The sequence below is a fragment of the Clostridium sp. TF11-13AC genome, assembly GCF_003481065.1.
Classification (GTDB): Bacteria; Bacillota; Clostridia; order Lachnospirales; family Lachnospiraceae; genus Otoolea; species Otoolea fessa.
The window spans coordinates 123,966-144,147 of sequence record NZ_QUKJ01000002.1; the positions used below are offsets into that span (position 1 = coordinate 123,966).

Annotated in this window: 17 protein-coding genes, 1 tRNA gene and 1 riboswitch; of the genes, 14 read left to right on the top strand and 4 right to left on the bottom strand. The window is 49.3% G+C overall.

All coding sequences use genetic code 11. From position 1 onward, the window contains the following. The first annotated feature begins 378 nt into the window (after positions 1 to 378). Positions 379 to 1,041 (top strand): HAD family phosphatase, encoded by a 663-nt coding sequence (locus DXD12_RS04800; protein ID WP_107000922.1) that lies wholly within the window; start codon positions 379 to 381, stop codon positions 1,039 to 1,041. Positions 1,042 to 1,181: 140 nt separating this feature from the next. Here DXD12_RS04800 and DXD12_RS04805 read toward each other — a convergent pair whose 3' ends face one another. Further along, a complete protein-coding gene (locus DXD12_RS04805; RefSeq protein WP_118468986.1) occupies positions 1,182 to 2,084 on the bottom strand; it encodes an SH3 domain-containing protein in 903 nt (300 codons plus the stop codon). Between the two features lie 576 nt (positions 2,085 to 2,660). Here DXD12_RS04805 and trmB point away from each other — a divergent pair. The 3 genes from trmB to trxA all read left to right on the top strand — a co-directional run bounded on the left by trmB (position 2,661) and on the right by trxA (position 4,036). Beyond that, a complete protein-coding gene (trmB, locus tag DXD12_RS04815; protein ID WP_022359132.1) occupies positions 2,661 to 3,296 on the top strand; it encodes a tRNA (guanosine(46)-N7)-methyltransferase TrmB in 636 nt (211 codons plus the stop codon). A gap of 217 nt (positions 3,297 to 3,513) precedes the next feature. Next, complete coding sequence (locus DXD12_RS15245; RefSeq protein WP_181357206.1) at positions 3,514 to 3,657, top strand: hypothetical protein; 144 nt, start codon at positions 3,514 to 3,516, stop codon at positions 3,655 to 3,657. A 61-nt stretch (positions 3,658 to 3,718) separates the two neighbouring features. Continuing rightward, positions 3,719 to 4,036, top strand: coding sequence for a thioredoxin (gene trxA, locus DXD12_RS04820; protein ID WP_022359131.1), 318 nt, complete (start codon positions 3,719 to 3,721; stop codon positions 4,034 to 4,036). Positions 4,037 to 4,297: 261 nt separating this feature from the next. Here trxA and DXD12_RS04825 read toward each other — a convergent pair. Next, a tRNA-Lys gene (locus tag DXD12_RS04825) sits at positions 4,298 to 4,370 on the bottom strand. A gap of 735 nt (positions 4,371 to 5,105) precedes the next feature. Here DXD12_RS04825 and nrdD point away from each other — a divergent pair. Beyond that, positions 5,106 to 7,295 carry an anaerobic ribonucleoside-triphosphate reductase gene (gene nrdD, locus DXD12_RS04830; RefSeq protein ID WP_022359130.1) on the top strand — a complete coding sequence of 730 codons (2,190 nt, stop codon included), beginning with the start codon at positions 5,106 to 5,108 and terminating at the stop codon, positions 7,293 to 7,295. Positions 7,296 to 7,342: 47 nt separating this feature from the next. After that, on the top strand, positions 7,343 to 7,846 hold the full coding sequence (nrdG, locus tag DXD12_RS04835) for an anaerobic ribonucleoside-triphosphate reductase activating protein (protein ID WP_118637602.1): 504 nt from the start codon (positions 7,343 to 7,345) through the stop codon (positions 7,844 to 7,846). A gap of 178 nt (positions 7,847 to 8,024) precedes the next feature. On the opposite strand, the gene DXD12_RS04840 is transcribed toward nrdG, so the two are convergent. Both DXD12_RS04840 and DXD12_RS04845 read right to left on the bottom strand, forming a co-directional pair. Beyond that, positions 8,025 to 8,264: a helix-turn-helix transcriptional regulator gene (locus DXD12_RS04840; RefSeq protein WP_022359127.1), complete on the bottom strand. Its 240-nt coding sequence runs from the start codon at positions 8,262 to 8,264 to the stop codon at positions 8,025 to 8,027. Between the two features lie 215 nt (positions 8,265 to 8,479). After that, positions 8,480 to 9,397 carry an AraC family transcriptional regulator gene (locus DXD12_RS04845; RefSeq protein WP_118637604.1) on the bottom strand — a complete coding sequence of 306 codons (918 nt, stop codon included), beginning with the start codon at positions 9,395 to 9,397 and terminating at the stop codon, positions 8,480 to 8,482. A 436-nt stretch (positions 9,398 to 9,833) separates the two neighbouring features. Here DXD12_RS04845 and DXD12_RS04850 point away from each other — a divergent pair, with 436 nt between their 5' ends. The 8 genes from DXD12_RS04850 (at position 9,834) to DXD12_RS04885 (ending at position 20,166) form a co-directional block, all read left to right on the top strand. Then, entirely contained in the window at positions 9,834 to 11,777 is a 1,944-nt protein-coding gene (locus DXD12_RS04850; RefSeq protein WP_118637606.1) for a beta-L-arabinofuranosidase domain-containing protein, read from the top strand. 105 nt (positions 11,778 to 11,882) lie between these two features. Continuing rightward, positions 11,883 to 12,818 carry an ABC transporter permease gene (locus DXD12_RS04855; RefSeq protein WP_118524694.1) on the top strand — a complete coding sequence of 312 codons (936 nt, stop codon included), beginning with the start codon at positions 11,883 to 11,885 and terminating at the stop codon, positions 12,816 to 12,818. An 11-nt stretch (positions 12,819 to 12,829) separates the two neighbouring features. Then, entirely contained in the window at positions 12,830 to 13,954 is a 1,125-nt protein-coding gene (opp3C, locus tag DXD12_RS04860; RefSeq protein WP_227589457.1) for an oligopeptide ABC transporter permease, read from the top strand. Between the two features lie 11 nt (positions 13,955 to 13,965). After that, a complete protein-coding gene (locus DXD12_RS04865; protein ID WP_022359122.1) occupies positions 13,966 to 15,045 on the top strand; it encodes an ABC transporter ATP-binding protein in 1,080 nt (359 codons plus the stop codon). After that, positions 15,042 to 15,980 (top strand): ATP-binding cassette domain-containing protein, encoded by a 939-nt coding sequence (locus DXD12_RS04870; protein WP_022359121.1) that lies wholly within the window; start codon positions 15,042 to 15,044, stop codon positions 15,978 to 15,980. Before DXD12_RS04865 ends, DXD12_RS04870 begins: the two co-directional genes overlap by 4 nt. Positions 15,981 to 16,173: 193 nt before the next feature. Continuing rightward, a complete protein-coding gene (locus DXD12_RS04875; RefSeq protein ID WP_227589458.1) occupies positions 16,174 to 17,862 on the top strand; it encodes a peptide ABC transporter substrate-binding protein in 1,689 nt (562 codons plus the stop codon). Between the two features lie 257 nt (positions 17,863 to 18,119). After that, entirely contained in the window at positions 18,120 to 18,827 is a 708-nt protein-coding gene (locus DXD12_RS04880) for an FCD domain-containing protein (protein WP_118493254.1), read from the top strand. Between the two features lie 585 nt (positions 18,828 to 19,412). Continuing rightward, a riboswitch (molybdenum cofactor riboswitch) is annotated at positions 19,413 to 19,532 on the top strand. Between the two features lie 193 nt (positions 19,533 to 19,725). Next, positions 19,726 to 20,166 carry a DVU_1555 family C-GCAxxG-C-C protein gene (locus tag DXD12_RS04885; protein WP_107000907.1) on the top strand — a complete coding sequence of 147 codons (441 nt, stop codon included), beginning with the start codon at positions 19,726 to 19,728 and terminating at the stop codon, positions 20,164 to 20,166. The last annotated feature ends 16 nt before the right edge of the window (positions 20,167 to 20,182 follow it).

Here is a 20,182-nt window from a genome sequence, read left to right on the forward strand (position 1 = left end):
TTTGTAAATGGGTTGTTTGTTCTATTTCCCTTGAAACGGCTCTGTATGTCAAAGTTTCCGCTTCGCTATCCAGTATAACAGTTTCGGGGAAGCATGAAAAGGCGCGGAATGGAAAAATATGTGAAATTTTTGTTACTGTTTACGGGTAGGCACTTTTGGAACCGAAAGTGCCGTAAGAAAACATGGTGGTAGCAGGAATTTGCCGTATTTAAATGCGAAGCCACGGCAAATTCCGTTACTGGGCACGATGCGTGAACAGTAATAAATTTTTCGAAAGAATGGCGGGAGGGTGGAATAGGGGCTTGTCAGCTGGCGGGTGATTCCTGTATACTGGGGGAAGATGTTATAATCTGGAGCAGAAAGAGAGAGGATACGAATATGATAAAGGCAGTCATCTTTGATATGGATGGGGTCATCATTGACAGTGAAGGAATTTATCTGAATTATCTGTATGAATATGCAAAAACGAAAAATCCGGAGGTGACTCTGGAGAGTCTGCACGGGACGGTGGGGACGACGAAGCAGGATTGCTGGATGGTTGTGGAGAAGGCGATCCACAATGGTCAGACCTGGCAGGAGCTGCATGACGAGTATCTGGGGCGCTGGACGGACATTTTTAATTCGATTGATTATCTCTCGATCTTCCGCCCGGAGATTCTGGATGTGATGGATCGCCTGAAAGCAGAGGGCTTCCGGCTGGCGGTCGCATCCGCGACGAATATTGAGCAGGTGGAGCGCATTTTAAAGGAAAATGGCGTGGCGTCCCGTCTGGAGCGGATGATCAGTGCGAGTACGTTCAAGCGCAGCAAGCCGGATCCGGCGGTTTACCTCTATACGGCGGAGCAGATGGGCCTGCAGCCGGAGGAGTGCCTTGTGATTGAGGATTCGACGGTCGGCATCACGGCGGGGCACTGCGCGGGAATGACAGTGGCGGCGCTCATCGATAACCGTTTTTCCTTTGACCGGAGTCTGGCGGACTATGAGTTAAATTCGCTGGAGGAGATTGTGCCGCTGGCGGAGAAAATTCGGGATTTGAAGTAAAATTTGAGTTGAGTAAATTCAGGGATTCATTGCGGAAAGTATAATTGCGAAAGTGATGAACCATTGTACAAAGAAAATGAAAAGGAACCATGTATGTCAGGGAGAAGAATCACTGCATGTATGGTTCCTTTTTTGGCTGATTACTGCGAAACCTGCCGGATAAAGTCTCTGGAAACGTAGGCTTCCTGTCCGTTGTAGCTGATTACCGCCCATTTTTCGTCGTAATCACGGAGATATTCCACATCGGTATCTGGTGCCAGAACGCCAATCCTGTCAGTGTCGGTGGATGGTTCCGGACGGACATTGACTGTATCGGTGGTCCGGTAAACGGTCGATTCTGCGGCAACGGTCTCTGCCTCGGTTTCTGGAGCCAGCGATTCGGTGCTGACGGCTGCAGTAGAATCCGGTTTGGCATCCGTCGCAGGGCGTATCATCTTGATGATCAAAAGCAGCAGGATGATAATAATAATCAGAAGCACTGGTTTAATAATGCTTCGAAATTCAAAAGACGGACCGCCTGCATAGGCGCGCGGACGGCGTCCCCCGGAGCTGCCGGAACGTGTGCCGGCAGGTTTTCCGTTTCCAGAGCCGGCAGAGGGATGGCGGCTGTTCCCGCGGAGGCGGGAAGAAGCGGAGGTTGGAGCTGCACTTCGGGAAGCCCGGGTGGATTTTTTTGTGTCATTGTAGTCATTTGCGAAGGTGTAGACCTCCTGCGACAGAAGGTGATGCGCCTGATTGGCGTTGTAGGCGCTGTTGTCTCCCTCATGGATCGCCTTGTTGCCGATCGTGCGGATCTTGTGGTAATGTTCGCAGGTGGTCTTGCTGATTTTTCCGGCGCTGTAGAGGGCGTCGATCATCTCCAGAAGACCGGTTTCCAGAATGCCATACCGCTCGCAGAGGCATTTGACCATGTATTCAAGGGTCTGGCGGGCTTTCACCATCGCCAGGTTATAATTCTTCTGTCCGATCAGGCGCTCGGTCTCGCGGACCCCGCCGTGGATCTGTTCCCAGGTGCTCTGACCTGTGTTAGCTGTTGTTCCCATAGGCATATCCTCCTGTGTATATGATGCAGGTCCGAAACCGGCGTGCCGGCGTCTGTTCCCGGACGGATACTGACTTTTGAATGTCCGGCGAAGGGGTGAAAAGACGGCAGCCATTTCGTGACCGTATGTTTGGTTTTGTTCTAAAATTATTATAATATAATCGCTTGAATTATTCATCTATAAAATGATAAAAATTGGAAAAGTTATGAAATTCGTAAGAAAAGGACACAAAGTCGGACGGATTAGAAAGGACGGCATGGAGGAGAGTGGAGGCTGTTTATGGGCAGGCATTTTTGGAGTCGAAAGTGCCGCAAGAAAACGTGGGGGCAGCAGGAATTTGCCGTATTTAAATGCGAAGCCACGGCGAATTCCGTTACTGGGCACGTATGCGTGAACAGTAACACGGGGATCGTAAAATGGTGTGAAAATAGAGCACCTTTGCTTGCGAAATGGGGGCTTCAATGGTAAGATAAGGATAGATCCGGCGGGTAAGCCGGGGCGTCTCAACGGAATGATACGGTACGGAAGAAAGTCCATCCGGGACGGCGCAGATTGTAGACAGCAGGAGGAACGAAGATGAGATTACGCCATATACCGGGCGCAGAGCAGATGATAGAAGAAACCCCGCATGTGGTTCATGGGGCGAAGGAGAAGAAGGGAACCTGGCAGCAGATTTTTGGAAATGACCATCCGATCCGTATCGAGGTGGGTATGGGTAAAGGTCAGTTTATTTTGGAGCAGGCGTCCCGCAACCCGGATGTGAATTTTGTGGGTATTGAGAAATATTCGACGGTTCTTTTAAAGGCGATCCGCAAGAGAGAACAGATGGAACTGTCCAATATCTATTTCTTATGTGAGGATGCCAGAGAACTGGCAGAGATTTTTGGACCGGGGGAAGTAGAGCGGATTTATTTGAATTTTTCGGATCCGTGGCCGAAGGACCGCCATGCGAGACGGAGACTGACCTCGCCGCCATTTATGGCAGTGTACGATCAGATTCTCCAGAAGGATGGAAGAGTCGAGTTCAAGACGGATAACCAGGATTTATTTTCCTATTCTCTGGAAGCTATCCCGGAGGCGGGCTGGCGCATCACAGAATATACCCGTGACCTGCACCACAGTGAGATGGCAGAGGGCAACGTCATGACCGAGTACGAGGCAAAGTTCTCGGCGCAGGGCAAGCCGATCTGCAAGCTGGTGGCAGTGCGGTAGGAAAATCGTTACTGGGCACGTATGCGTGAACAGTAACAAATCGGGCAGGATTTGACGGTTATCTGAGCTGGCAGAGCCGGAATAAAGAAAATAAAAGCTGCATATATTTACTATAATATAAAGAAGGATGGCTGGATGCGCGGCGGTGCTTTTTGTGAGAAACCTGGACTCACATGAATGGTAACGAGGCGCGCAGAGCGTTTGCCAGAAGTCAGGAATGGATATTAAAAAGCAGCTTACACGAAAACTTATTCAGGCGACCAGCGATAAGGTGGAACTGAATAAACAGGCGTTAAAATGGAAAAAATCGATGGAAGAGGCAGCAAAGGCACTGGGAGGCGGTAAAAAGAAGCCGTCGTAAAGAGAAACAGGGCACTTCTGTTGACTGCCTGTATGGATAGAACGAAAGGAGGAAATGAGTGATGGAGATGAAGTTTACGACCGCGAATTTTGAGGAGGAGGTACTGAAATCGGAGATTCCGGTACTGGTTGATTTTTATGCAGACTGGTGCGGTCCGTGCCAGATGATGGCGCCGGTGATCGGGCAGCTGGCGGGCGAGTATGAGGGAAGAGTGAAGATCGGAAAGCTGAATGTCGATGAGAACCCGGATATTGCAGTCCAGTATAAGGTTATGTCGATCCCGACGATGATTATTTTCCGGAATGGGGAAGTGTTCAGCAAGGAAGTCGGCGCTAGTTCAAAGAAGGAAGTGGAGAAGGCGATTGGGCGGGCGCTGTAAAAGCTACGTCTTTGGAGTCCGGCGTGGGGCAGTTTGAAAAGAGTCGCATCTTTGAAATCCGGCGTGCGGCAGCTCGAAAAAGCTGGCGCTTTTCCTCGCTGTAGGGCATTCGCCCTATAAAACAAAAAAGGTATAACTTCTGATGCTTATGTGCGAGCACAACGCCTCAGAAGCCATACCTTTTTTATTTTGCACGCCTCATTGCCTAAACACAAAGTGCCTGCCCCACAGCTCTCGGTCTGCGAAACAAGCACTTGATAGTGCGCCTTCAGGGACTCGAACCCTGGACAAATAGATTAAGAGTCTACTGCTCTACCAACTGAGCTAAAGGCGCTTATTTTGTTTTCTTGCGGATGCCTCATCCGTAAGACATGAGTTATTCTACTCCATCCAGAATAAAATGTCAACAGTTTTTTAAATATTTTTAAAAATATTTTAAAAAGCATTATTTTCGGTATTTTTAAAACAGATAAGGGTATGGGCGAAGGAGACTCAGAGGGTATATGGGATGCAGCCATGGGAGAAATGACGAGGTGGGTTTTGCACATGGGACGGTGGATAAGTCTGGAAAGAACGTCGTGGAAAGGGGATCACAGATTTGGGTGTTTGTAAAGGGAGAAAATGATTTTTGTGCAAAATTCTGATTCGAAAAAATATAGGGGAATCCTCTTCCATTTTTAATCTAATTGGTGTATGCTTAAATACGTCACGACAAACACACTATATATTGTGTTATGAAAGAAAACGAGTTCAATATTTTGTGTGTAATTCTAAAAATTACCTAAATACAAATCAAAAATAAAGCCAATCGTAAGACAAGTCGGAACGGAAAAGAATCCTGTCAGTGAAGGCATCCGGACATGAAAAATAGCCTGTCAGAAGAAGGCGCTGCTCTCATGAATGAGGAAATGAGAGTAAGCTGGGGGACGGGAAATGGATACAGATGGATGTTCGATGTATGCCATAAAAGTAGAAAGAGAAATCACAGAAACAGGAACCGGCGAGTCAATTTATAGATTATAGAAGACAAGTCATAAAACGGGCTTAAGGGTAAGGAGAGGGAACAGGGATGGAAGACACAGTAACAACCAATGTAATCAAACGAAATGGAGAAGAAGTACATTTTGACCGGGCGAAGATCGTAAATGCGATCACGAAAGCAAACGGCAATGTGGAGCGTATTCACCAGATGAACCCGTACCAGATTGAAGCGATTGCAGATACGATCGCCGAGCAGGTGCAGGAGATGCCGCACGCGGTGAATGTGGAAGATATCCAGGATATGGTAGAGACCAGCATTATGGAGATGCGTGGTTATGAGGTTGCACAGAAATATGTGCGCTACCGCTACCGCAGGGAGTTAAAACGCAAGTCCAACACGACCGATAACGGCATCCTGGCACTTTTGGACCATATTAATGAAGAAGTGAATCAGGAAAACTCCAACAAGAACCCGGTCATCAACTCGACCCAGCGTGACTACATGGCGGGCGAGGTCAGCAAGGACTTATCCAAGCGTGTGCTGCTGCCGGAGGAGATCGTCCGCGCGCATGAGGAAGGCATCATCCATTTCCATGATACCGACTATTTTGCACAGAAGGAGCACAACTGCGACCTGATCAATCTGGAGGATATGCTGCAGAATGGCACTGTGATCAGTGAGACGATGATCGAGAAGCCGCACAGTTTCTTTACGGCCTGCAACGTGACCACCCAGATCGTGGCGCAGGTAGCCAGCAACCAGTATGGCGGACAGTCCTTTACTCTGGCGCATCTGGCACCGTTTGTGGACATCAGCCGTCAGAAGCTGCGCAAGAACGTGATTGCAGAGCGCACCGAGTGCGGCGAGGCACTGGATGAGGATATCATCAACCGCGTGACCGAACGCCGTCTGCGCGAGGAGGTTAAGAGCGGCATCCAGACGATCCAGTACCAGCTTATCACCCTGATGACCTGTAACGGACAGGCTCCGTTTGTCACGGTATTTATGTATCTGGACGAAGTTCCGGAGGGACGGACCAGAGATGACCTTGCGATGATCATCGAGGAAGTGATGCTGCAGAGAATGCAGGGCGTCAAGAATGAAAAGGGCGTCTGGATTACACCGGCGTTCCCGAAGCTTATCTATGTGCTGGATGAGGACAATATTACGGAAGGTTCGAAATATTGGCACCTGACTGAGCTGGCAGCGAAATGTACCGCGAAACGGATGGTTCCGGACTACATTTCCGCTAAGATTATGAAAGAATTAAAGAAGGGCGAGGTTTACCCGTGCATGGGCTGCCGTTCTTTCCTGACGGTAGAGGATTCCCAGATGCTGCCGAACGGCAGGCATAAATTCTATGGACGTTTCAACCAGGGGGTTGTCACGATTAACCTGGTCGATGTGGCTTGTTCTTCGGAGGGAGATATGGACCGTTTCTGGCAGATTCTCGATGAGAGACTGGAACTGTGCCATCGTGCGCTCCGCTGCCGTCATGAGAGGCTGCTCGGCACGATCTCCGATGTGGCGCCGATTCTGTGGCAGAATGGTGCGCTTGCCCGCCTGAAAAAGGGTGAGACGATCGACAAACTCCTGTACAACGGCTATTCTACGATTTCTCTGGGATATGCAGGTCTGTATGAGATGTGTATGCGGATGTTAGGAAAATCCCACACCGATCCGGAGGCGAAGCCATTTGCACTGAAAGTTATGCAACGTCTGAATGATAAATGCAAAGAGTGGAGAGAGGCGGAGAACATCAGCTATTCTGTATACGGCACGCCGATGGAGTCTACGACTTATAAATTTGCAAAATGCCTGCAGAAGCGCTTCGGTATCATTCCGGGCGTTACGGATAAGAACTATATCACGAACAGCTACCATGTACACGTATCCGAGAAGATTGATGCGTTCAGTAAGCTGAAATTTGAGGCAGAGTTTCAGAAGCTCTCCCCGGGCGGTGCGATCAGCTACATCGAGGTGCCGAATATGCAGACTAATATTCCGGCAGTTCTCTCTGTAATGCAGTTTATCTACAATAACATTATGTACGCGGAGCTGAACACCAAGAGTGATTTCTGTGAGAAGTGTGGCTATGACGGCGAGATCAAGATTGTTGAGGATGAGGCTGGCAAGCTGGTGTGGGAGTGCCCGAACTGCGGCAACCGCGACCAGAACAAGCTCTTTGTCGCACGTCGTACCTGCGGCTACATCGGAACTCAGTTCTGGAATCAGGGACGTACCCAGGAGATCCGCGATCGGGTGCTGCATCTGTAGGATGTGGTGAAAGCCTCCGAGAGTACATTGGTCTAGGGGAGGAAGATATGTATTACGGAACCATTAAAAAGCATGATATTGCCAACGGTCCTGGCGTGCGCGTCAGCTTGTTTGTGTCGGGCTGCCGCCATCACTGCAAGGGCTGTTTCAATGCGGAGACGTGGGATTTCCGATATGGACAGTTATATACAGAAGAGACGGAGAAAGAGATTTTAGCGGCATTGGAGCCGGGATATATACAGGGCTTTACGCTGCTCGGCGGAGAACCGTTTGAGCCGGAAAACCAGGTGGAGCTGGTACATTTACTTCAGAAGGTGCGCGAGACGTATCCGGAGAAGGATATCTGGTGCTACAGCGGCTATCTGTGGGATCGGGATCTGGCAGCCGGCGGCGTGGTCCATACAGAGGTGACAGACGAGATGTTGTCCTACGTGGATGTGCTGGTGGACGGCGAGTTTGTCGAGGCAGAGAAGGATCTGACGCTCCAGTTCCGCGGCAGCCGGAATCAGAGGATTCTGGAGCTTAAAAAGCTGCGGAAGCAGGGAAAATAGGAAAGTTCAGGTTTACAGAGAGGGAGTTACAGAAATTGCTGCAGTAACCGCGTAAGAACGCTTTTTACTTGAAAATAGGATCGCTAAAAAGAGCTGTCACAAAAGCTGGTGCAAACCGTCGATGGACAGCTCTTTTTTTGCGTGCGATCCGCACATGAAATCACTTGTTTCCGAATGTTTAATACATTCCATCGTAAGGATCTTCTTCCTCATGAACTTCAAATAGATCGCCGGGCGTACAGTCCAGTGCGGAGCAGATGCGGGCGATGGTGCTGAAGCGGATGGATTCAGTTTCATTGTCCAGAATCCGGCTGGCATTTTTATAGCCAAGCCCGGTCATGGCGATAAAACGGTATTTCGTCAGACGTTTTTCAGCCAGAAGTTTATGAATGCGAAGTTTAATCGTGACAGTTTTCAATTCGGAATTTCCTCCTTTGTATACACACAGTGTTACATTAAATATAAAGGATTTTCAATGTGCGGATAACTGACTTAAACAATAGCTGATGTAGAGGAACTGATAGATACATTAAAAAACTGTTCACTGGTTTGTGTATAAAAAAGAACTGCCACGCTCATGACAGTTCTTACGAAAACAAATAGATAGTAAAAAACACCAGCTGTGAATCGCCTCTAAGGCGCCTCACTCCCCCCATTCTCTTCTGCGTAAAACATCCGGTACTGCGCCGGGGTGATGCCGATCTCCTGCTTAAATACGCGGATAAAATAGGATGGGATCCGCAGTCCTACCATCTCACCGACCGACTGGATCGTGGCGTCGGAGTGGAGGAGAAGCTGGGAGGCGTGTTCGATCCGCAGTTTTTTCAGGTACTGCATCGGGCTGGCACCGTATGCCTGGTGGAAGCTGCGGATTAAGTGGGACGGGCTGTAGGAATACTGGCGCGCCAGATCGTTTAAGGAGATCTCCTCCGTGTAGTGGGCATCCAGATAGTCGCGCAGCGTCCGGGCGATGCTTTCCTTCTCGCGGCTGTAGCAGTACGGCGCATAGAGAACCTGGAGAAATTCAATGAAATCATTCTGGAGCTCAAACGGCGTCCGCACGGAGGACGGAAAGCTCTTTTTCTGTGTGTATTTGCTGAAAGAAACCAGGTTCATCCGCTGCAGATACTTTTCCAGCTTCTCCCGGTTGGCTTCCGGCACGGTGCCGGTGCGCGGCAGGGAGAGAATGAAATTCTGCGGCGAATAGTAAAATTTCGGCGCGGCGCGCCGGGTTACGTTGTCCGGGTAAAATTCATCGGACAGGCTGTATTTGCCGTTGGTATAGAAATGCACCCAGCTCGTCGTGGTCTTTTCCTGGCAGACGCGGCTGCCGCGGTGCGGGGTATCGGGGGTAATGATAAAAAACTGCCCGGCATTCAGTTCAATGCGGAACGGATCCTGTTCGAGATACAAAGTTCCGCTGTGAACATAGATAAGATCAAAGACATTTCGGATCGTCCGGCGCTCATGGATATCGCCGGGGCGGTAAACACATCCGCCTCCGACGATAAAATAAGGAAGGGGTGGACAGTTTAAATTAATAAAATTCATGATGTATGTACTCCCGTTAAAAAAACAGCCACGTAACAGGAATCCTGTCTGAATCGCAGAGAAGCAAACGAAAAACAGGACAACTTTGTCAGGTTGTTAAACAAATTTAAAATATCAATTTTATTATATCAAATAGAGAGAAAAACAGCAAGAATCTGTTTGGAAAATTCCTTATATTTGCAGAAATAAAACACTATACTTGGGAAAATAAGAGAGGATGAATGAAAAATCAGAGAAAAAGAAAGAATGAAATCAGGCTGATTTTGTTCTATAAAAATACGCGTATTCTTTTCTATAATATGCAAAATGTGTTAGATCGCTTTTCCACTATTTGAATGGTATACTTATAAGAAAACATACAAAAAAAGAAGTCTTTTTCAGATTATTGATAGGCGCTTACGGATAAGTGAATAATAAATCAGGAGGTTTTCTGTGAATGGTAAAAAAGGAGACAAGTTTCATTGATTTGAAACAGGTAAAGATAGACGACCCGTTCTTTTCGCGGGTACAGAATGTGGTAATTCACACGATGCTTCCGTATCAGGAACGGGTGCTTCACGATGAGGTGTCCGGAATCCGAAAGAGCCATGTGATTAAAAACTTCCGCATTGCAGCGGGAGATGAGAAAGGAACGTATTACGGGCGTGTATTTCAGGACAGCGACCTGGCGAAATGGCTGGAGGCGGTGGCGTACTCACTGACCGTCGAGGCAAATCCAGAGCTGGAGGCGCGTGCCGATGCGATCATCGACCTGATCGGGCGGGCGCAGCAGCCGGACGGCTACCTGGATACCTATTTCATTGCGGCGGAGCCGGAACATAAGTGGCAGAACCTGACGGACTGCCATGAGATGTACTGCGCCGGACATATGACGGAGGCAGGCGTCGCGTACTATCAGGCGACGGGAAAGACGAAGCTTTTAGATATCTGCTGCAAGCTGTGCGATCATATCGATCGGCGGTTCGGACGGGAAGCAGGCAAAGTAACCGGCATTCCGGGACATGAGGAGATCGAGCTGGCGCTGATGCGGCTTTATCAGGCGACCGGGGAAGAGAGATACCGGAAGCTGGCGGCATATTTTATCGATGAGCGCGGACGGGATCCGGAGTTCTTCCATAAAGAAGCGGCGGCTAGAAGCTGGAGCCGCACCGATTACATGGACAAGCAGCCGCCGTCCTACATGCAGAACCACAAGCCGGTGCGTGAGCAGGATACGGTGGAAGGACACGCGGTCCGTTGTATGTATCTTCTGACGGCGGCGGCAAACCTGGCAGCGCAGAATCATGATGAGGCGCTGATGGCGGCCTGCCGGAAGATGTGGGACAACATGGTAGACCGGCGGATGTACATAACGGGTGGAATCGGTTCCACCTATTACGGCGAGGCATTTACCGTGGATTATGATTTGCCGAATGATACCGCTTACGCGGAAACGTGTGCGGCGGTGGGGGTCTGCTTCTTCGCGAAACAGATGCTGGAGGCGGATCCGGACGCGCGGTATGCAGATATTCTGGAGCGGGAGATTTACAACGGAACCATCAGCGGCATGCAGTTAGACGGAACGAAATTCTTTTATATCAATCAGCTTGAAGCCAATCCGGGCATGCCGACCAACGCATACGGCGAGGAAGAGTACACGCCGGAGCGGATCGGCTGGTATGACTGTGCATGCTGCCCTCCGAACCTGGCGCGTCTGATGACTTCACTTGGTTCTTATGTATGGTCTTCAAGTGAAGATACGATCTATTCCCACCTGTTTGTCGGGGGAACGGCTTCCTTTGAAACGGCGGGCGGCGTGAAGATAGCGCTTACATCGAAATATCCGTGGAACGGATCCGTTACCTACACGGTAGAACCGGAGAAGGCGGGAGCAGAATTTACTTTGGCAGTCCGTTATCCGGGCTGGTGCCATCAGATGCAGGTGAAGGTTAATGACATACCGGTTTCCGGGGCAGTCAAGACAGACAAGGGCTACTGGATGATCCAGAGAAGCTGGCAGCCTGGTGATACTGTTTCCTGCGAGATGGAGATGGAGCCGGAGCGGGTCTATGCACACCCGATGGTGCGGGCGGATGCCGGATGCGTGGCACTCAGACGCGGACCAATCATCTACACCTTTGAGGGCGTGGACAACGGAGAGGATCTTCAGACACTGCGGATTCCGCGGGAGGCGAAGATTGAAGCGCTTCCGTATCAGGCGGATCTGCTGGAAGGTATCGTGGCGCTGCGCGTGACGGGCTGCCGGAAGAAAACAGCGGTTAATCCGGCGCTTTATGCAGAAGATGCGGCACCGGAAGAGGTGGTAACCCTGCAGGCAATTCCGTACTATGCATGGTGCAACCGCGGCATGACGCATATGCGCGTGTGGATGCAGGAATAGAGAGACAAAACCGTTTGTCTTATTTTATACTTCGGAGTTGAAAGAATATCCGGGCTATAAGAGAAGGAGAGAGATGTATTATATAAGAAAGAAGGGAGTACGGACATGAAGAAATATATCGGAAAACGTATCATGATTTCTCTTGTCACGCTTCTGATCATCATCCTGGTACTTTTTATGCTGCTGCAGCTGATGCCGGGATCTCCGTTCAACGATGAAAAGCTGACCGCGGATCAGATTGCGATGATGTCGAAGAAATATGGACTGGACAAACCGTTGATCGTACAGTTTTTCACGTATGTGAAGAACCTGCTGCAGGGCGATTTTGGTGTATCGTATGTTATCTCCAAGGATACCTCCATCTCGGTTCTGTTAAAGAACCGTGTGCCGGTCAGCTTTGGAATCGGACTGGAGGCAGTTTCCTTCGGTGCGGTAGTCGGACTGATTTTAGGTATTCTGGCAGCGCTCAAGAAAAATAGCTGGCTTGATACCATCTGTACTGTGATTTCAGTTCTGGGCGTCAGCCTTCCGTCCTATGTTTTTGCATTGGTTATGGCATATTTCATCGGCTACAAGGCACAGTGGCTGCCGCTTCTGTTTGACGGCAAGAGGTTCTTCGCATCGTCGATCATGCCGATGCTGGCGCTGTCGATGTTTACGGTAGCGACGGTGGCTCGATTTACGAGAACCTCCCTTCTGGAGGTGCTGGACAGCGACTACATGCTGCTTGCGGAGAGCAAGGGAATCACGGGACGCCCGCTTCTGGTGCGCCATGCACTTCGAAACGCGCTGATCCCGATCATTACGGTACTGGCGCCGCTGGTTGTCGATCTGATGATTGGTTCCCTGGTTATCGAGAAGATCTTCTCGATTCCGGGCATCGGAAGTTTAATGATTGCAGCGATTCAGTCCAACGATTACAACGTGACGATTTCGCTGGCATTTATCTACAGTGTCATGTACATTGTCCTGATGCTGGTGGTTGACGTCCTGTACGGAATTATCGACCCGAGAATCCGTCTGGCGAAGAAATCGGATTGAGAGGTGATGGCATGAAAAAACGGAGTGACGAAAAGACAGATGAGAAAATGACAGGTGGGGATGCGGCTTCTGTTCGGGAGCATGTGTTATCACCCGAAGAATATTTAAGCCAGATCGAATTCCTGGACGATGATTTTGAATTCCAGCACAAAGACGGCTTTGAACATGTCGATACAAACTTTGCAAGCCAGAGCTACTGGAAAGAGGCAATTGCACGGTTTAAGAAAAATAAGGGCGCAATGTTCAGCTTTGTCTGTATTCTGTTTCTGATTGTGATGGCGCTTGTCGGACCTCACATGAACCAGTTTACCTACGATCAGCAGATTATTACCAACCAGAACATGGCGCCGAGAGTGCCGGGACTGGAAAATATGGGTATCTTAGATGGTTCTGAGACGATCCGTACATCCACCGGAAGTAAAGAAATCAACTATTATGAGAGCAACGATCTGACCGATACCTACTACTGGTTTGGTTCCGATTCGCTGGGACGCGACCTCTGGACCAGAACCTGGAGCGGAACGCGGATCAGCCTGTATGTAGCGGTGCTGGCGGTATTCATCGACCTTGCGTTTGGTCTGACGTATGGACTTGTATCCGGATATTTTGGTGGAAAAGTCGATATGATCATGCAGCGTATCGTCGAGATACTAAACAGTATTCCGTACCTGATCACGGTTACCCTGCTTTTGTTAGTCATGAAACCGGGGCTTATGTCCATCACGTTCGCCCTGATGTTTTCCGGGTGGCTGGGCATGAGCCGAATCGCCCGCGCGGAGGTCTTAAAGCTGAAAGAGCAGGAATATGTGCTTGCTTCCCGGACGCTGGGAGCAAAGAGTTTCCGCATTATTTTCAAAGAGATTTTACCAAATATTTTTGGTCCTCTGATTACACAGACGATGTTCTCGATCCCGCATGCGATCTTTACCGAGGCATTCTTAGCCTTTATTGGCCTGGGTGTGCCGGAGCCGATGGCTTCGCTGGGTTCCCTGATTTCGAGTGGATATCAGAACTTTACAAGCCATCCGTACATGATCGTGTTCCCGTTAATTGTCATGGGACTTCTGATGCTGTGCTTTAACATGCTGGCGGATGGTCTGCGTGATGCATTGGATCCGAAGATGAAGGATATGTAGGAGGAAATGGCATGGAGAAAAAAGAAGAAATTTTACGAGTGCGGAATCTGGACATTTCCTTCGAGACGACAGCCGGAGTGGTCAATGCCGTCCGGGGTGTCAACCTGACGGTAAACCGGGGCGAGACGGTTGCAATCGTTGGGGAATCCGGTTCCGGTAAATCGGTTTCTGCGAAGGCGATCATGGGAATCCTGGCAAAGAACGGAACGATCGACCGCGGACAGATCACATTTTCATATTACCGTAACCCGGAGGAACGGGTCACCAGAGAAATTCTGCAGATGAAAAAAGAGGAAATCCGCCGCCATATCAACGGAAAACGGATCGCGATGGTCTTCCAGGATCCGATGACCTCCTTAAACCCGCTGATGCCGGTTGGGAAACAGATCATGGAAGGCATGATCTGGCATTACCATACACCGAAGGAAGAGGCATATAAGAAGGCGCTGGAGCTGATGAAGCTGGTCGGCATCACCGACGCGGAGAAGCGAATCAAAAACTATCCGCACCAGCTCTCCGGTGGTATGCGCCAGAGAATTGTCATTGCGATCGCACTGGCGTGCGATCCGGAGCTTTTAATCTGCGACGAGCCGACGACGGCGCTGGACGTTACGATTCAGTCGAAGATTCTGGAACTGATTCAGGAGATTCAGAAAAAACGGCAGCTGTCGGTTATCTATATCACGCACGATCTGGGCGTCGTTGCGAAGGTTGCCGATTATGTCAACGTCATGTATGCAGGCAAGATCGTCGAGAGCGGCACGGTCGAGGATGTATTCTACGATCCGCGCCACCCGTACACATGGGGACTTCTCTCCGCGATGCCAGATCTGGGAACGGACGACGAACGTCTTTACACAATCCCGGGCAGCCCGCCAAACCTGCTTCACAAGGTAACGGGCGATGCGTTTGCACCGCGGAATAAATATGCGTTAAACATTGACAGTCGTCTGGAGCCGCCGATGTTCAAGATATCGGAGACGCACAGCGCCGCGACATGGCTGCTGCATCCGAAGGCGCCGAAGGTCGATATGCCGCCGGAGCTTCGGGATCGAATTGAGAGAATGAAGAAAGAGGGGGGAATCGCATGAGTACAGTGACAGAGACAAACAAAAAGCCCCTTCTGGAAGTAAAAGGACTCAAGCAATACTTTCCGGTCAGCCGGAAATTTACCGTAAAAGCGGTTGAGGATGTCAGTTTTTATATCAATCCGGGCGAGACCTATGGTCTTGTGGGGGAATCCGGATCGGGAAAGACGACGATCGGGCGGGCGCTGATCCGCCTTTACGATCCGACCGCAGGACAAATTACCTTTGACGGGATGGATATTTCCGGAAAAATGAGCCGCCAGACAGAGGCGAGACTCAGAAGTGATATGCAGATGATTTTCCAGGATCCGATGGCATGTTTAAATCCGCGCCAGAAAGTAGCGGATATCATTGCACAGGGGCTGGATATCCATCACCGGTACCATTCCCAGAAAGAACGGACCGAGATGGTGGCAGACATCCTCCACAAGGTAGGTCTGGCGCCGGAACATGCAAACCGGTACCCGCATCAGTTTTCCGGTGGTCAGCGGCAGCGTGTCGGCATCGCCCGGGCGCTTGTCATGAACCCGAAGCTGATCATTGCCGATGAGTGTATCTCGGCGCTCGATATGTCCATTCAGGCGCAGGTTGTCAACCTGATGAAGGACATCCAGGACGAGACGGGGCTTGCATACCTCTTCATCGCCCACGACCTCTCGATGGTTAAATATATTTCCGACCGCATCGGCGTTCTTCATCTGGGCTACCTTCTGGAGACGGGCACGACGGAGGAGATCTTCTCCCATCCGGTACATCCGTACACCCGAAGCCTGATTTCGGCGATCCCGAACCCGAACCCGGTGGTAGAGCGCAGCCGGATTGCACTGCACTATGATTATAAGACGAGCGGTCTGGATTACGGCGCAGGTACGATGCATCAGATTGAGGGCACACATTTTGTGCGCGGAACCGATGCAGATTTGGAAAAATGGGTGTAGATTTAAAAGAAAGCCGATGCATTCCGGCACAAAATCAACCATAATAAATGTGATAAAATGACCTGTTTAGCGGGTGATTTTATAGATGAGCCGAACCAGCAGACAACTGAGGATAGACAGCCGGGACCAGGAAATGCAGCATGAAACGGGAATGGTTTGGTTTTATTAAAAAAACAAAAAAGGAGGAAGTATTATGAAGCTAAGAAAAGTAATGGCGTGGACGCTGGCTTCTGCCATGTTTGCTGGACTTTTGGCAGGCTGCGGCGGCTCGACCCAGACAACAGAGACAGCAGCGGCTGAATCTGGAAGCGAAGAGGGCGGCAGCTCGGCTGAGGGCGGCAAGGTGCTTCGCTATCAGGCAAGCACTCTGGTAGACTCCCTGGATCCGGCACTTTCCAACGACTACACATCCAGTGGTGTTATCTCCCAGTTTATGATGGGTCTGATGACCAAGGATGAGTCAGGTGCTCCGGTTTATGGCGTGGCGGAGAGTGAGGAGAAGTCCGAGGATGGTCTGACCCTGACCTTCAAGATCCGTGACGACGCAAAATGGTCCAACGGCGATCCGGTAACGGCAAACGATTTCGTTTACGCATGGAGACGAGTAGCCGATCCGGCAACTGCAAGTGATTACCAGTTCTTTATCACAACTGCCTGCATCGCAAATGCAGAAGAGGTAACAACAGGTGAAAAACCGGTTGAGGAACTGGGTGTAGAGGCAGCGGACGATAAGACATTAGTCGTAACTTTAAGCTCTCCGTGTGCTATCTTTGATTACCTGATGGCATCCGGCGCATGCTTCCTGCCTTTAAATCAGAAATTTGTAGAGAGCTGCGGCGGTAACTTTGCAACTTCCGCAGATACCCTGTTAGCAGATGGTCCGTTCAAGGTATCTTCCTATGAGCCGTCTGCCATGAAGGTAGAATTAGTAAAGAATGATCAGTTCTTCGGCGCATCCGATGTGAAACTCGACGGCGTTGAGTTCTCGATCATTACCGACAGCCAGACAGCAGCCCTTTCTTTTGAGAATGGCGATCTGGACGTTGTAACCTTAAGCGGTAACCTGGTAGAGCAGTATGAGGATGATCCGAGATTCTCCACCAGAAGTGACGGTTACAACTGGTATCTGACCCCGAACATGAAGAAAGAGGGGCTTGACAATGTAAATATCCGTAAGGCACTGGCAAAATCGTATGACAAAGAAGCGATCACAACCCGTGTTCTGAAGGATGGTTCCACACCGATGGATTACTTCGTACCGCAGGGCCTTGCAACCAATGAAAAGGGCGAAGATTTCCGTGAGGCAGCAGGCAGCGCATATGACAGCTGGACCTACGATGTAGAGGCAGCAAAAGAGCTGTGGAAGACAGGCCTTGGCGAGCTTGGCAAAGATTCCTTATCCTTCACTTTAATGTGTGAAGATACTGATTCTGCACAGGCTGTTGCACAGTTCTTACAGAGCGAGTGGCAGAACAACCTGCCGGGTCTGACCATCGAACTTCAGGTACTTCCGAAGAAAGCCCGTCTGGAATACATGCAGAAAGGTGAATATGATATCGGTCTTACCCGCTGGGGTCCGGACTACGCAGATCCGATGACTGATCTGGATATGTGGATAACCGGCAGCTCCACCAACTACTCCCAGTTCTCCGATGCAGACTACGATGCAACCATCCAGTCCGCAAAGAAGGGCGATCTGGCACTCGACCAGGATGCTCGTTGGGAAGCTTTAGTTGGCTGTGAGAAGACGCTGGCAGATCAGTGTGTTCTGTTCCCGATTTACGGACAGTCTGTAGCCGTTATGACCAATCCGGATGTAAGCGGTATCCAGTACTACTCCGTAGGGCTTCCTTATCTGTTCATCAATGTAGATAAAAAGTAATAAATAAAAACAGATGGATCAAAATCTGAAATGATTTTAGATTCAAAGCGGACCGCAGAGTGAGAAAATGTACCCTGCGGTTCGCTTTTTTTGTTATTTTATGGCATTTTCGCTGTCAAACTGCAGCCTGCTTGTAACGGTTCACAGGTGGGAATTTTCTGAACTGAAAATTCCGTACGATACAGTAAGGGATGATTTACACGAATCGGAAATGATGATACAATCATAGAAATAGTACATAGTATTGAGGTGGAAAAATGGCAGGGAAAAAACGAAACAGCAGCTTTGAAATACTGACAGCCATGCAGGACTTAAACACTCCGGCGGGAGCACTCCAGCTGGCGCAGATCCTGCATCTTCCGTCCGCCAGCATCGGGCGGGAGCTTCTGGAGCTGGAGAAAGCAGGGCTGCTTGTCAAGGTGCAGAACAAGGGGCGAATCCTGACGCCGCAGGGCGAACGCTTTCTGGAAGAAGAACGGTCACGCCGGGAGAAGATGAAGGCGGCGAATGAGCTTATCGAGGCGGCGTCGATGGAGACAGAAAGCGGGCTGGAGGATATTCTTTTGGTGCGGAAACTCCTGGAAGGATATGCGGCGGAGGCATGTGCAGAGCGGATAGAGCCGAAGGAACTTCAGAAATTAAAAGATCTGCAGGCAGACTATCTCTATGCAATCCGCCATGGAAGGGCGGGAAGCGAGGAAGATCTGGCGTTCCATCTGAAAATCGCGCATCTCTCAGGCAGCCCGTCTATCTTGCGAATGTTAAAGCTCATCCTGACCGACCAGGACGCTTATGCGCGCTTCAACCAGGCGGCAGTCCGCTCTGACGAAGTCCGGGAAAATGAACACGAAAGCCTTCTGGCAGCGATTGAAGCCGGAGACGGGGCACTGGCGCGCCGGGAGATGGAGCGGCATCTGGAGCATGTAGGGGAGAACCTGCAGGCGTATTTTGCGGGGAGAAAGTAGGATTTGTACGGATTATAAATAAGAAAAAATTTATGCAAATCACATCTTCGATGTGGAATTTGTATGTGCAAGAATTCTGTTCTTAAATATGCTTGCGTTATCTGAAATAAAAAATAATGGTCTGCAGAATAAAATTTAAAACAGAAAAAGAAAATGAAAAAAGGATACTTAAAAATGTGAGGATTTATAGCGGATAAATAACAGATATTCATGTTTGATTATGAATCAAAAAGATATAAATTTCATACAAGTGAAATCCAAGTGAACAAAATTCACGTTTAAACAAATGAAAATGAAAAATTATGAAAGCGTGTGAACCGTTATTTTTTTAAAAAATACTCGATCAAATAGTAGAAAGGAAGAATACAAATCTTCAAATAATACAACATTTGAACGGAAGTTATGCTGAAATTCTGTAAGTAAACAGATATTACAAGGGTAAAATAGCATGTTGAAAATCCCGTATTGAGGTAAAATAAGGGGCGAACAAGTGTCCTGTCGATGTAAAAAATTTCAAAATTATGAAAAATGAGATTGACTTTCGATGAAAAGCAGAGTACCATAGAGGTATCAAAACCAAAATAGAAACAATCTGTTTTTCGAGCCGAAATTGCTAAGCGGGAAACCGTATGCAGTCAGGCCAATGGGTACATCTGGAAATGGAAGTGCCTTCCGCATTTGAAAAGAAAGAGAGATTCGCTTTACATCGATGGATACGAGAAGCTGTCAGGCTTCTTGTATAGATAGGGTATATATGTGCTGACAGATAGGTATAGATATAGGTGTATCCATATCTATAGGTGCAGATGTATATACAAACTCGGATACGTTAAGCGGTACTGTCTTTTCAGAGGCGGTGCCGCTTTTCTTTTTGTGTTTCTAAGAACAGGAGGTGCGGATGGAGCCGGATATTAAAAAACTGAACCAGCTGCTTTTATCGGGAAGCTGCTGCAGTCAGGCACTTGTATCACTGGGACTTACCCTTAAGGGCGAGGAGAACCCGAGCCTTCTGAAGGCATCTGCAGCACTCTGTCTGGGAGTCAGAAGCGGGCTGACCTGCGGAGCTCTGACCGGTGCGGCGATGATGATGGCGCTCTTTGAGCCGGAAGCGGCATACAGCGAGATGATACCGGAACTGGCAGACTGGTTTCAGGAAAACTATGGTGAAATCTATGGAGGAAGTGATTGTCATTCGATTTTAGGAGATAACATGGCCAACAAGGCACTTCGGTGTCCCCAGGTGGTAGAGAATACCTACCGCAAGGCCAGAGAACTTCTGGAGGACTATGGCGTGGATCTGGCGGATCTGGCAGAGATGCTGGAAAACGCGGATGACTAAGGAATCGTAAGTATTG